General features: G+C 61.2%; 10 protein-coding genes. 4 read left to right on the forward strand and 6 right to left on the reverse strand.

The window, feature by feature from the left end:
- Positions 1 to 12: 12 nt before the first annotated feature.
- Entirely contained in the window at positions 13 to 2445 is a 2433-nt protein-coding gene (locus VGU61_RS01215; protein WP_414691576.1) for a penicillin acylase family protein, read from the reverse strand.
- 136 nt (positions 2446 to 2581) lie between these two features.
- Between VGU61_RS01215 and nadB the strand changes: the two genes are divergently transcribed.
- The 3 genes from nadB to mdoH all read left to right on the forward strand — a co-directional run bounded on the left by nadB (position 2582) and on the right by mdoH (position 8386).
- A complete protein-coding gene (nadB, locus tag VGU61_RS01220) occupies positions 2582 to 4177 on the forward strand; it encodes an L-aspartate oxidase (RefSeq protein ID WP_326857273.1) in 1596 nt (531 codons plus the stop codon).
- Positions 4178 to 4319: 142 nt separating this feature from the next.
- Positions 4320 to 5852: a glucan biosynthesis protein G gene (locus VGU61_RS01225; RefSeq protein WP_326857274.1), complete on the forward strand. Its 1533-nt coding sequence runs from the start codon at positions 4320 to 4322 to the stop codon at positions 5850 to 5852.
- Entirely contained in the window at positions 5825 to 8386 is a 2562-nt protein-coding gene (gene mdoH, locus VGU61_RS01230; RefSeq protein WP_326857275.1) for a glucans biosynthesis glucosyltransferase MdoH, read from the forward strand. The genes VGU61_RS01225 and mdoH overlap by 28 nt, the downstream gene beginning before the upstream one ends.
- A 261-nt stretch (positions 8387 to 8647) precedes the next feature.
- Here the strand turns inward: mdoH and nadC are convergent, their stop codons facing one another.
- Both nadC and nadA read right to left on the reverse strand, forming a co-directional pair.
- Positions 8648 to 9514, reverse strand: coding sequence for a carboxylating nicotinate-nucleotide diphosphorylase (gene nadC, locus VGU61_RS01235; RefSeq protein ID WP_326857276.1), 867 nt, complete (start codon positions 9512 to 9514; stop codon positions 8648 to 8650).
- Complete coding sequence (gene nadA / locus VGU61_RS01240) at positions 9511 to 10644, reverse strand: quinolinate synthase NadA (protein WP_326857277.1); 1134 nt, start codon at positions 10642 to 10644, stop codon at positions 9511 to 9513. The genes nadC and nadA overlap by 4 nt, the downstream gene beginning before the upstream one ends.
- A gap of 304 nt (positions 10645 to 10948) precedes the next feature.
- Between nadA and VGU61_RS01245 the strand changes: the two genes are divergently transcribed.
- Entirely contained in the window at positions 10949 to 11566 is a 618-nt protein-coding gene (locus VGU61_RS01245) for a hypothetical protein (protein WP_326857278.1), read from the forward strand.
- A 31-nt stretch (positions 11567 to 11597) separates the two neighbouring features.
- Here the strand turns inward: VGU61_RS01245 and VGU61_RS01250 are convergent, their stop codons facing one another.
- The 3 genes from VGU61_RS01250 to VGU61_RS01260 form a co-directional block, all read right to left on the reverse strand.
- A complete protein-coding gene (locus tag VGU61_RS01250) occupies positions 11598 to 13196 on the reverse strand; it encodes an ABC-F family ATPase (RefSeq protein ID WP_326857279.1) in 1599 nt (532 codons plus the stop codon).
- Between the two features lie 85 nt (positions 13197 to 13281).
- A complete protein-coding gene (locus VGU61_RS01255; protein WP_326857280.1) occupies positions 13282 to 13908 on the reverse strand; it encodes a 2-dehydro-3-deoxy-6-phosphogalactonate aldolase in 627 nt (208 codons plus the stop codon).
- A partial coding sequence (locus tag VGU61_RS01260) for a 2-dehydro-3-deoxygalactonokinase (protein ID WP_326857281.1) occupies positions 13905 to 14275 on the reverse strand: 371 nt, incomplete at its 5' end. The genes VGU61_RS01260 and VGU61_RS01255, both read right to left, overlap by 4 nt.

Consider the following 14275-nt stretch of genomic DNA (forward strand, 5'->3'; position numbering starts at 1 on the left):
CGTCTCATGCCTTCATGGATGAATCGTCAGGGTCGCCATCCGGCCCTTTTCCACCTCGGTGCGCACCATCTTCATCGGCAGGTACTGCACATCGACCCACCGCTGCGCAAAGTTTGCATACAGGGGCGACAGCACATTGCCCGATTGCCCGGTGGAGTGAATGAAGCGTGAATTTTCCGGGTTCGACATGTCGTACAGCGCCCGCAGGCTTGCCGCGTGCCGGTTGGTGAACGGCTCCTTCTCGTCACGCAGATTATGTCGCCCGACATTGACGGTAAACGTATCGCCGGGCGACGGCACCCGGATATCGAACACTTTCGCCAGCGGAGCCACCCGGCCGAACGGGCGATGCTCGGACCGGGCTTCATGCGCATCACCCCAACGCCAGCCCGCCATGTCCTTGCCGTAGCGCCGTTCCAGGTCGTCGAGTGCGGCGTCGAGCGATGCCGCCAATACGTCGGCACAGCTCTGCGGCTTTTCCGGATTCGGCTTGCCCGCATCGGCGCACCAGGCACCCTGCCCTTCCTTGTCGGTCAACACATGCACCATCGACAAATGAACGTTACGCTGCTCCCAGTAATCCTTCATCAAGGCCTCGCCAAGTTCGTCGATGAAGATCTGCCGTGAAGCGGAGCGCAGCCAGGCGTTGAAGATCAGCGGTTCGGCACGGCCGGCATCCATCCTTCCGTCCCAGCCGGCCAGCATGCCCAGCGCGGATTTGGCGCGCTCATTGCGCGGCACCGTCTTGCGCAGGAGGGGCAGAATTTCCCTTGCCGCCAGCGAGAGATCGTCTTTCTGCATCGACGCGAAACTCTCCATCGAATGTTTCGGCTTCGCATCGAGGAGTTCCCGGATGCGATTTGCACGGTAAGGCAAGGTCCATTCGCTGGTCAGAAAATGCGGATAGTCCGGGCCGACGATTTTTTCATTGGCGGTGGCAACCCGGTTCGATGCCGGATTGAAGGTTTTGGGCAGTTCATCGAAAGGAATGAATCCGGTCCAGTCATAGCGCGCATCCCAGCCCGGCGCAGGTGCAAGTCCTTTCAGATCATTGTCGGGCGACCGCACCGGCACCCGCGCAGGCGCGACGAAGCCGATGTTGCCGTCGATATCCGCATACACCATGCTCTGCTGCGGCGCGCCGAAATCCTTCGCACCTTCGAGAAACTCGGTCCAGTTCTTCGCCCGGTTGAACTTCACCCCGGCCTGCAGCGTCAGATCGTCCGGCCGCAGCGCCGTCCAGGCGAACGAGACGACATGCGTCTTCGCATCGAGCGGCGCCTGGGCCAGGATCGGCAATGCGCCGGTGATGACCGGGCCATGGCGTGTTTCGCGGACATCGAGCATGACGTCGGGCTCGCCCTTGACCTTGATGACTTCCTTGCGCAGCGCGAAATCGGCCCAGCCGTCAGGAGTCTGGTACTGATCGGGATTGGCGGGATTGATGCGCTCGATATACAAGTCCTGCACATCGGGCGCGGTATTGGTAAAGCCCCATGCGATCCGGTCATTGCGCCCGAGCACCACGGTCGGGATACCGGGCAAGGTCGCGCCGATTACGTTCAGTCCGGGCGCGGACAGATGGGCGAAGTACCACAAGGCGGGTGCCGACAGCCCGAGATGCGGGTCGTTGGCGAGCAGCGGCTTGCCGGTTTCCGACAGTGCGCCGGACACGACCCAGTTGTTCGAACCCATGCCATCGACATAGGACGGCGGCGCGATCGCCGAGACCTTTTCCAGTTGCTTCGTCGTGCCGGCGAGTTCACGGTACAGCGCAGTGTAGTCACGCGTTGCGGTGACCGGATCGCCGGGATAAGGCGGCAGAAATTCATTGATCTGCTTCAGCGACAGACGCTGCGCGAGCCGCATGCGCAGCAATTCCTGCGACCAGTTGGCGCTCAGGTCCCAGGCCATCATGGTCTGCCAGCCGATGGAGTCGACCGGATGCCAGGGCGCCGGGGCCGGCGCGCCGGTCAGGATGAATTCCGGCGGCAACGGGCCGCTGCGGTTGGCAAGATAGGCATTGATGCCGCTGGCATAGGCATCCAGCGCGGCACGGGTTTCCGGATCGAGATTGGCAAGAATCCGTTCGGCATTGCGGCGCACGCCGAGGGTCCGCAGAAAGCGGTCGGTATCGACCGCGTTCGGTCCGAGAATTTCCGCCATGCGGCCCGCGGCGATGCGGCGATTGATTTCAAGCTGCCACAACCGGTCCTGCGCATGCGCCACGCCGAGCGCGAAGTAGGCATCGGCGGAGGATTTCGCGTAAATATGCGGGATACCTTCCGCATCACGGATTACCTCGACCGCGGCCGTCAGTCCCGGCAACTTCAGGCTGCCATCGACCTGAGGCTGCACGGCGGACCGGTACCATAATATTCCGGCAACCAGGACCGTGAGCAGCACCAGAAGAGCCAGAGCAAATTTTTTCAACATTCCAGTCATACCAGGGGATCTCCCTACCTAAATTCAGCACCGCAGCAGAGTAGCACAGCGGTAAACGATCGATTGCCAGGTGATAAGATGCCGGCTCAAACTTTTTCCACGGCAGCGGAAATTGCAATCCGCTCCACCATATCCTATGAAATGTGATGTCGCCATCGTCGGCAGCGGACTCGCCGGCCTATCGGTCGCCCTGCATCTTGCACAGACCCGCAAAGTCGTTGTCATTTCCAAGCGCAACCTGCTGGACGGCGCAAGCAACTGGGCTCAAGGCGGCATTGCCGCGGTACTCGATTCCGGCGACAGCCATGAACAGCACATCGGCGATACGCTGGTGGCCGGGGCCGACCTGTGCGACGAAGGAGCGACCCGCTTCATCGTCGAGCATGGCCGCGAGGCAATCGAGTGGCTGATCGCGCAGGGCGTGCCCTTCACCCGCGATGCCGGCGCCGAACTCGGCTACCACCTCACCCGCGAAGGCGGGCATAGCCAGCGCCGGATCATCCATGCGGCGGACGCGACCGGACATGCGGTCCAGGTGACATTGGAAGAAAAAGCCCGCTCCCACCCGAACATCACCATCCTCGAAAACCATTTCGCCATCGACGTCATCCGCTCCGACCGGATCGGCGGCGGCGCGCCGCGCTGCGTCGGACTGTACGTGCAGAACGTCAAGACCGGCAAGGTGACGACACTGGCCGCCGATCATACCGTGCTTGCCACCGGCGGCGCGGGGAAAGTGTATCTCTATACCACCAACCCGGACACCGCGACGGGGGACGGCATCGCGATGGCCTGGCGCGCCGGCTGCCGGGTTGCGAACATGGAGTTCATCCAGTTCCATCCGACCTGCCTGTATCACCCGTATGCGAAATCCTTCCTGATCAGCGAAGCCGTGCGCGGCGAAGGCGGACTGCTCAAGCTGCCGGCGGAAGCCGGCGAGGCTGCCGGCACGCGTTTCATGCCGGCGCACGACGAACGTGCGGAACTGGCGCCGCGCGACGTGGTGGCGCGCGCCATCGACTTCGAGGTGAAGAAGCGCGGCCTCGATTATGTCGATCTCGACATCAGTCATCAGCCTCCGGCTTTCCTGAAGGAGCATTTCCCGAATATCTATGCACGCTGCATGGAACTCGGCATCGACATCACGAAGCAGCCGATCCCCGTCGTCCCGGCGGCGCATTACACCTGCGGCGGCATCGTCACCGATATGTGCGGCCGCACTGATCTTCCCGGCCTGTATGCGGTCGGCGAAACCGCCTACACCGGCCTGCACGGCGCCAACCGGCTGGCCAGCAATTCCCTGCTCGAATGTGTCGTCCTCGGCCAGGCCGCCGCGCAGCATATCGAACAGCAGCCCAAACCGAAGGCAATGTCGCTGCCGGCATGGGACGAAAGCCGCGTCACCGATGCGGACGAGGAAGTCGTGATTTCCCAGAACTGGGACGAGTTGCGACGCTTCATGTGGAATTATGTCGGCATCGTGCGCACCACCAAGCGGCTGGAACGGGCCCAGCACCGCATCCGCCTGCTGCGCGAGGAAATTTACGAGTACTACGCCAACTTCCGCATCACGCGGGACCTGCTCGAACTGCGCAACCTCGTGGATGTCGCGTCGCTCATCGTCGATAGCGCGTTGTCCCGCCGGGAAAGCCGCGGGCTGCATTTCAGCCGGGACTTCCCGGATACTTTGCCGAAAGCGCTGCCAACGGTGCTGGGCCCGATGCGACGTTGACAAAGCATTTACAGCTCAACAACATATCTTTCCGTTGAGAACATAATGCATCCGTGCAATATGGCCTGTGGTTGCAGCGCATCAAATGGCTGCCTTACCACTGTGTCAAGATCGCCGGATGATTGCATTCCCACGCACAGCCATGTCCCGCTTTATACGTCCCTCGCACGACTGGTGCAGGAAGGCGCTTGTCTTCCTGTCAGTCTGTCTTGCGTCATCCACCGGCTTCGCATTCAATTTCGATGACGCCGCTGCCGAAGCGAAGCGCCTTGCTTCCGTTTCCTATAAAAAGCCTGAGAAAAACATCTCTAGGGCATTGGAGAGCCTGAACTACGACCAGTATCGGGACATACGCTTCCGTCCCGACCATAATTACTGGAAAGACCGCAAGCTGCCCTTCGAACTCGCTTTTTTTCATCAGGGCAGAACTTTCGATTCGAAGGTGAAGATCAATGAAATCGTTGGCGGACGTGTCCAGGAAATCGCGTTCGATCCGGATCTGTTTGACTACGGCGCCAATCGCCTGGACGCCAAGGACCTGGAAAGCGCCGGATTCGCCGGCTTCCGCGTGCATTACCCGCTCAATACGACACAGTACAAGGATGAAGTGGTCGTGTTCCTCGGCGCAAGTTATTTCCGGGCCGTCGGCAAAGGCCAGGTATATGGGTTGTCGGCACGCGGTATCGCCGTTGATACCGCCCTGCATTCCGGCGAGGAATTTCCACGCTTCGTGCAGTTCTGGATCGAACGGCCGGAACCGGGAGCAAAGCAGCTCACGATCTACGGGCTGCTGGATTCACCCCGCATCACCGGCGCCTATCGTTTTGTCGTCAAGCCGGGCGTCGATACCGTCATGGACGTGAAGGCCCAGCTTTACCTGCGTGAGAACATTGCCAAGATCGGTATCGCACCGCTGACCAGCATGTATCTGTTCGGCGAGAATCAGCGCTCCGCCACGGAAGATTACCGGCCCGAGGTCCATGATTCCGATGGATTGTCCATTCATTCAGGCACCGGCGAATGGATCTGGCGGCCATTGGTCAATCCGAAGCGCTTGCTGGTGACATCGTTCGGGATGACCAATCCGCTTGGATTCGGACTGATGCAACGCGACCGGGCGTTCCCCAACTTCGAGGATCTGGAAGCACGCTACGAAGCGCGACCCAGCGCCTGGGTGGAACCCATCGGTAAATGGGGTGCGGGACGGGTGGAACTGATCCAGATACCGACACCGGACGAAACCAATGACAATATCGTCGCATTCTGGGTACCCAACGCGTTGCCCGCGACGGGCCAGCCCCTCGATATCGAGTATCGGCTTCTCTGGCAGAAGCAGACCGAACGACGCCCACCCCTGGCCTGGGTGAGCCAGACGCGCCGGGGGCTTGGTTACGTCGCCAAGCCGGACGACAGCATCGCCCTCTCGGTCGATTTCGAAGGTCCGGTGCTGAAAAAACTGCAGGCCGATGCCAAGGCCGAAGCGGTCATCAGCGCTGACGCCAACGCGAAGATTCTGGAAACCAATACATACAGGAACGCAGCCACCGGTGGCTGGCGCATGGTGGTGCGGCTGAAGCGGCTTGACGAGAAAAAGCCGGTCGAACTGCGCGCCTTCCTGCGCGACGGAAACAATCCTCTATCAGAAACGTGGAGCTACATACTTCCCCCGACGTGACGCCGTCACCGTCCGGTGCGGCGCGCAGCGATCAATATCTCGATCGTCTGCAGCCTCCTGCCCACGTCCGGAAAGATATCAGCGCTGTCGTCGCTCACGAGGCGAGTCCGCGCGAGGCGATTACCGCGATACACCAGGCGCTGGCCGGACAAAAGGCATCCTCGGCAGGCCCGGCTTTCGATTCGATCGAAGCCCGGCTGCGCTACGCCGTTCCGGAGGAACCCGGCCGCCCCGAGCTTGCGCCACGGCCAAACCGTGGTTCGATGGCGCCGCATCCCTGGGGCACGCTGAATCCGATCAAACGCTGGCTGCAGACAACGTTCCGCCGGCGACGGCATTGGGTCGAACGCAGCGAAGGAAATCGCCAGGCTTGGCCGGCGACGGTACCGGATACCGATCAGGATGATGTGGTCGACGGCCCTGATCCGCTGGGTAGCTGGCAGCACCAGGGCAATATCCGGCGCGCTGTCCTGCTCTTCCTGTTATTTTCCCAGACGATCGTCGCGACATGGTTCATGGCAAAGGTCATGCCCTACCAGGGTACAAAACCTTACGAGATCGGCGTGCTTGTCCTCTTTGCGATCCTGTTCTGCTGGGTGTCCGCCGGCTTCTGGACTGCGATGGCGGGGTTCCTGGTGATGATGCGCGGCGACGACCGCTTCGCGGTGTCGCACCTGGCTGATCCGCACAAGCCTCTCGATCCGTCCGCCCGCACGGCCATCGTGATGCCGATCTGCAACGAAGATGTGCCGCGGGTCATGGCCGGCTTGCGGGCCACCTACGAATCGATCGCCCGCACCGGGGAACTCGACCGCTTCGATTTCTTCCTTCTCAGCGACAGCAACGATGCCGACATCTGCACCAGCGAACTGGCGGCATGGGCAGCGCTGTGCCGCACCGTGGACGGTTTCGGCCGCATCTTTTACCGGCGCAGGCGCCGGCGCGTCAAGCGCAAGAGCGGCAACATCGACGACTTCAGCCGGCGCTGGGGCAAGAACTACCGTTACATGATCGTGCTCGATGCCGACAGCGTAATGAGCGGCCACTGCGTGACCACGCTGGTGCGGCTGATGGAGGCAAATCCGGGCGCGGGCATCATCCAGACGGCCCCGCGCGCCGCCGGCAGGGAAACCCTGTATGCGCGTATCCAGCAATTCGCCGGCAGCGTGTACGGCCCGCTGTTCACTGCCGGGCTGCACTACTGGCAATTGGGGGAATCGCATTACTGGGGACATAACGCCATCATCCGCATGGAGCCCTTCATGCGGCATTGCGCCCTCTCGCCGCTGCCCGGCCGCGGATCGCTCGCCGGGGAAATCATGTCGCACGACTTCGTCGAAGCCGCGCTGATGCGCCGTGCCGGTTGGGCGGTGTGGATCGCTTACGACCTTGACGGCAGTTATGAGGAGATGCCGCCCAACCTGCTGGATGAGGTCAAGCGCGACCGCCGCTGGTGCCACGGCAACCTGATGAATTTCCGCCTGCTGACGGCACGCGGCATGCACGGGGTGCACCGGGCGGTATTCATTACCGGCGTGATGGCCTACCTGTCGGCGCCACTTTGGTTCTTGTCTCTGGCCATATCGACCGGCCTGCTTGCACTGCATACGCTCGTCGAGCCGCAGTACTTCACCGAGCCGCGCCAGCTCTTCCCGACCTGGCCCCAGTGGCATCCCGCCAGGGCGCTTGCGCTGTTCACCACCACGGCCACCCTCCTCCTGCTGCCGAAGATACTCAGCGTGCTGGTAGTCTGGGTGCATGGCGCAAAGCCGTTCGGCGGCAAGCTGCGGGTCGCGGCCAGCGCATTGCTGGAGATGGTGTTCTCCATGCTGCTCGCGCCGGTGCGGATGGTGTTCCATACTTTTTTCGTCATCGCCGCATTTCTCGGCATCGATATTCCATGGAAGTCGCCGCCACGGCATGACTCCGCGACATCATGGGGCGAGGCGCTGCGCAAGCATGGCCTTCACATGTTGCTGGGACTCGCCTGGGCAGTAGGTATCTACCTGCTCGATCCGGCATTCCTGCCGTGGCTGCTGCCGATTGCCGGCGCGCTGATGCTGTCGGCGCCACTATCGGTATGGTCGAGCCGCGTATCGCCGGGACGGTTGGCACGGGCAAAAAAGCTGTTTCTGATTCCGGAAGAAGCCGAGCCGCCGGTGGAACTGCGGCAGACGTATGCCTATGCGAGCGAAACAGTGCATGAACCAACCTTCGTCGATGCGGTGGTGGATCCGGTGATCAATGCGCTGGTTTGCGCGGCGGGAAGGCCGCGTCGTCCTGACCTGGCACCCGAACCCCGCAGTCACCTGCTGGAGCGGATGCTGCGCGGCGGGCCGGATGCGATCGACCCGTCGCAAAAACTCCGGCTGCTGAATGACTCGGTGCTGCTGTCCCAGCTGCATCTGGAAGTATGGACGTCAAACCATGCGCATCCGCGTTGGCGCCAGCGCATGGAAACAGTGCCGTCGGCGGACGCCGGCACGCCGCAAAGCGCCGGGAGGCTCGCGCTCTCGTCCGCCACGGAACGTTAGAGAACGTCGGGCCTAGAGCGCTTTCAGTCTGACCGTACCGTCGATGCCGGGCGCTTTGCCAGCGGCACGGCGTTGTGCGGGGCCGCCGAGGCTTCCTTGCCATGGCCCGCCATGTCGCGTCACCACCCTTGCAGGGCGCGCATCCGCTTGCAAGCGGATGCCGTTTCGCGGACGGCAGCATGCTGCCCAATTGCCCGCTCCACCCTTGTTCCGCAGGCAAACCACCTCGGCCTCGCCTGGCACAGTCAGACCGAAAGCACTCTAGCCAATTATCCGCAGGGAGTAATCCGTCGCCTTCACATCCTTGGTCAGGCTGCCGATCGAAATCCGGTCCACGCCGGTTTCGGCGATAGCCCGTACGGTGGCCATGTTGATCCCGCCCGACGCCTCCAGCACCGCTCGACCGGCAGAAAGCTGTACCGCATCGCGCATCATCTGCAACGAAAAATTATCCAGCAGCACCGACGTTGCGCCGGCCGCCAAAGCCTGCTCCAGTTCGTCCAGGCTTTCCACCTCCACCTGGATGGAGACGTCGGCGTTCAGCGCCATGGCGGCGCGCACGGCGGGCGCGATGCCACCCGCCGCCGCGATATGGTTCTCCTTGATGAGGATGCCGTCGTACAGGGCCAGCCGCTGATTCTTGCCGCCGCCCACGCGCACCGCGTATTTCTGTGCAAGCCGCAATCCAGGCAGTGTCTTGCGGGTATCGAGGATCGCGGCGCGGGTCCCGGCAATGACATCGACATACTGCCGCGTTGCGGTCGCAACGCCGGAAAGCAGTTGCAGGAAATTCAGCGCGCCGCGCTCCGCCGTAAGCAAGGCCCGAGCCGGGGCTTCAATGACGCAGACTTCGCTGTCCTCGCTCATCAGCGCGCCTTCCGGATAGCGCCAGTCGATGTGCATGCCCGGATCAAGGCGTTTCATGACGCCTTCGAACCAGGGGGCGCCGCACAGCACCGCTGCCTCGCGCACAATCACGCGCGCCTTCACCCATTCATTTTCCGGCACCAGCTTGCCAGTGAGGTCGCCCGGGCCGACATCTTCCTCCAGCGCGATGCGGATATTTGATTCGAAGGCGACAGCTAGTGCGGCGTCGAAAGGCGCAAACGGATTGTTCAACGTGCTCATGCCGGACCGATTCCCTGAAAGAGTTTTTGTTCGCTTGCCAGATTCGGGCCGGGCCGGACATTGGCTTTCTTTTTCGCCGCGAAATCCAGCATGCGATCGATGCATACATAGGCCTTGCGACCGATTTCCGGATCGACATGGATTTCATTGCGGCCGTTCTCCAGCACATCCGCCAGATTCTGCAAGCCATTCATCGCCATCCACGGGCAATGCGCGCAACTCTTGCAGGTTGCACTGTTGCCGGCCGTCGGCGCATCGATGAAGTATTTGCCAGGCGCGGCCATCTTCATCTTGTGCAGGATGCCGTTGTCGGTGGCGACGATGAATTCGGTGGCATCCAGCGTCTGCGCGGCGGCGATCAGTTGCGAGGTGGAGCCGACCACGTCGGCCTGCGCCACCACCGCTTCAGGCGATTCCGGGTGCACAAGGACCTTGGCGCGCGGATGCTCTTTCCTGAGCAATTCAAGCTCGATACCCTTGAACTCGTCATGCACCAGGCACGACCCCTGCCATAGCAGCATGTCGGCGCCGGTTTTCTTTTGAATATAACCGCCGAGATGCTTGTCGGGCGCCCACAGGATTTTTTTACCTTGCGCATGCAGGTGCTGCACGATATCCAGGCCGATCGACGACGTCACCATCCAATCGGCGCGCGCCTTGACGGCAGCGCTGGTGTTTGCGTACACCACGACGGTGCGATCCGGATGGGTGTCGCAGAATGCGGCGAATTCATCCGCCGGGCAGCCGAGGTCGAGCGAGCAGGTCGCGTCGAGGTCGGGCATCAGCACGCGCTTCTGCGGGCTGAGGATCTTTGCAGTTTCGCCCATGAATCTGACGCCGGCCACCACCAGCGTTTCAGCCGGATGGTCACGGCCGAAGCGCGCCATCTCCAGCGAATCGGATACACAGCCGCCGGTTTCTTCAGCAAGATCCTGCAGGTCGGCATCGACGTAATAATGTGCAACCAATACGGCCTTGCGCTCTTTCAGGAGGTGCTTGATGCGTTGCTTGAGTTCCGCCTTCTGTTGGGGCGACGGCTGTGCGGGTGTTCGCGCCCAGGCATTCGCAGTGCAGCTGGTGCCGGATTGCATTTGCGGGCGTTCAAATTCAATGGTTTTGATGGTTTGCATCTCGTGGATCAACTAAAGAGGGCGAAGCGTGGATTTGGCATTTCGAGGATTACAGGCTCAGCATACATATAGGAAATACATGCGGTTTCAAGCATTTGATTGCTTTTATATATCATTTCAATGCTTCAAATATGATTCCCAGGAGCAACATTCAGGTTTACCAAAGTTATGAACGGTAGCATACTGAGGTTGAGCAACATCAACAGACGTATTTCTTTTCGGCATTATAAGAAACGACTTGGTAGCCCAAAAGTAACGCCTGCGATATCGTTGCAGCATCATCTGCCTGAAGGAGACAAAGGCCATGACAAATACAATTTACGACAAGACCGAAAAAGGCCGGGAAGAAATTTCCACAAGAAAACATCATCTCGCGCCGCGCCTGCGTACCCTGCTGGTCATGATCGATGGCAAACATGACACAAACGACCTGCTCAAAAAAGTCGGCACCATCGGCATAGACGAGCAAAGCGTCAACGAACTTTTTGCACTGGGTTTCATCGCACCTGCCAATGGACAGGCGCCGGCATTCTCACCAGAGCCGCCCGCTGCGCCACCCATGGCTCAAGCGGATGAAACGCCGGTGGATGCGGTCGAAGAAGACAAGCAGAAGCAAGCCCCGTCTTCCATACTGCCTCCTGGCGAGAACCAGTTCCAGGCGATCTATCACTTTTACAACGAAACCATCAAGAGCACGATCGGACTGCGCGGGTACGGCTTGCAGCTGAAGGTCGAACGGGCAGGTTCCATCGATGATTTCCGGGCGATACGTCAGCCATACCTGGACGCAGTGCTCAAGGCCAAAGGCAGCGAGATGGCAAGAAGTCTGGGCAACCGGCTCGACCAGCTTCTGAACCTCGAGGAATCGCCGTCCGGTGATACAGGCGCATCCGAGGAAGCGAAACCCGTTGCGGCTTCCTGATCCCGCTTTCTGATACGCCCTCTCCGCCTGCTTACTCGATACCCTGACTGGTCAGATAATCCTCGTAATTTCCCTGGAAGTCGATGATTTCGCCATCCTTGATTTCCAGGATGCGCGTGGCGAGCGACGATACGAACTCACGGTCGTGCGACACGAAGATCAGGGTGCCGGCGTATTTGTCGAGCGCGATGTTGAGCGACTCGATGGATTCCATGTCCATGTGATTGGTCGGCTCATCCATCAGCAGCACGTTGTGGCGGCCCAGCATCAGCTTGCCGTACATCATCCGTCCCTTCTCGCCGCCTGACAGCACCTTTACGGATTTTTTCACATCGTCGCCGGAAAACAGCAACCGGCCAAGGATGGAACGGACTGCTTGGTCATCGTCGCCTTCCTTGGTCCATTGGCCCATCCAGTCGGTCAGGTTCTTGTCGACCGCGAATTCTTCAGTCGGGTCTTGCGGCATGTAGCCCGGATTGGCGTTTTCCGCCCATTTCGCCGTGCCGCGGTCCGGCTGCAGGCCGCAGAGGTCGCCGCCTATGCAGCGCAAGAGCGTAGTCTTGCCGGCGCCGTTGGCGCCGATGATGGCGATTTTCTCGCCGGCTTCGACCATGAGATCGACATTCTTGAACAGCGTGCGGTCGTACGCCTTGGTAAGGCCCTGCACCTCGACAGCCTGCCGGTGCAGCTTCTTCTCGCCGTCGAAGCGCACGAACGGATTCTGGCGGCTCGACGGTTTGACGTCCTCCATCTTGATCTTCTCGATCTGCTTGGCGCGCGATGTCGCCTGCCGGGCCTTCGATTTGTTCGCCGAGAAGCGGCGCACGAAATCCTGCAGTTCGGCGACCCTTTCCTTGGCCTTGGCATTGGCCGACAGTTGCTGTGCCCTCGCCTGCGACGACGCCAGCATGTAGTCGTCGTAGTTGCCCGGATAGACCTTCAGCGTGCCGTAATCCATGTCGGCCATGTGGGTGCAGACCTGGTTCAGGAAGTGCCGGTCGTGGGAAATGATGATCATGGTGGAGTTGCGCTCGTTGAGCACGCCTTCCAGCCAGCGGATGGTGTTGATGTCGAGGTTGTTGGTCGGCTCGTCCAGCAGCAGGATGTCCGGATTGGAGAAAAGCGCCTGCGCCAGCAGGACACGCAGCTTCCAGCCGGGCGCGACATTGCTCATCGGCCCCTGGTGCTGTTCGATCGGAACGCCGACGCCAAGCAGCAGTTCGCCGGCACGCGCTTCGGCGGTATAGCCGTCGTATTCGGCGAACTTCGCCTCCAGGTCGGCGGCTTTCATATAGTCGTCGTCGGTGGCTTCCGGATTGGCGTAGATGGCATCACGCTCCCGCATCGCCTCCCACATTTCGGTGTGCCCCATCATGACCACGTCGAGCACCCGCATATCCTCATAGGCGAACTGGTCCTGGCGCAACTTGCCCAGGCGCTCGTCGGGATCGAGCATGACGTTGCCGGCGGACGGCTCGAGGTCGCCACCGAGGATTTTCATGAAGGTCGACTTGCCGCAACCGTTCGCGCCGATGAGGCCGTAGCGGTTGCCGTCGCCGAATTTGACGGAAATGTTTTCGAACAGCGGCTTGGGGCCAAACTGCATCGTGATATTAGCGGTAGACAGCACAGTAAAAGCCTTCGTGGAAATAGATCAAACAACCCGACATTTTACCAGCCGGCCGGCTGCTGCCCGATGTTATCTGCCTCCGGGCCTAGCGCAGCAACGCCGCGCGCGACGCAATGAATGCGTCGGCGGAGGCTTTCAGTGCAGCATGGTCGACGCCGGGCTTGTAAAGCTGGCCGCCGATCCCGAAGCCGGTCGCGCCGGCTTCCACATAGGGTGCCATGTTGTCGGGACGGATGCCGCCCACAGGCATCAGCGGCGTCCCCGGGGGCAGCACGGACGCCATCGCCTTGACGGCGCCTGGAGGCAGCATTTCCGCCGGAAACAGCTTCAGGCCGTGCGCGCCGGCCTGCAGGGCGCGGAATGCCTCCGACGGCGTCGCCACGCCGGGCAGGACGATCATGTTGCGACTGACTGCATAGGCGATGACATCCGGGTCGCAGTTGGGCGACACCATCAGGCGGCCGCCTGCTTCCTTGACCTCATCCACATCGGCTTTCGTCAGCATGGTGCCGCCGCCGATCACCGCGTCGTCCGGTGCGATCTTCAGCAACGCCTTGATTGCATCTGCGGCACCGGGACGGTTGAGCGGCACTTCAAGCATGCGGAAGCCGGCATCGAACAGGATGCGTCCGACATCAGGGGCTTCTTCTGGAGCAAGGCCGCGCAGGATGGCTACCAGCGGCATCTCCGGCGGAGAAAAGAGAGTATTCATGGTGTTGTGGCTTTCAGATTGAACAAGGCAGCAAGTGCCGAGAGATAGACGTCGTCGGGTTGCCAGACCCGTGCGGCGATGCCCCACGATTCAAGAGCATTGCGATACCGCGTGGCAAGAGACGAACTGCCGATGATCTGCACTGGTACGCCGGCCGATCCAGCATTGCCGCCGGAAGTGCGCTGCGCGATGTCGTGCAATTCGGTACCGATGAGAAGACCGGACAAATAGGACGCGGTATGTTCGGGCGGCATGCGGTCGGTGACCACCAGCGCCCGGCAGCAGAAGGCCATGTGCGTGAATGCGCCCCGGCGGGCGGCTTGCAGCCCTGCTTCGAATGCTTCCGGTACCGATGCCTGCGAGGAGT

Origin of the sequence: Noviherbaspirillum sp. (assembly GCF_035944575.1) — a bacterium.
Taxonomy (GTDB): domain Bacteria; phylum Pseudomonadota; class Gammaproteobacteria; order Burkholderiales; family Burkholderiaceae_D; genus Noviherbaspirillum.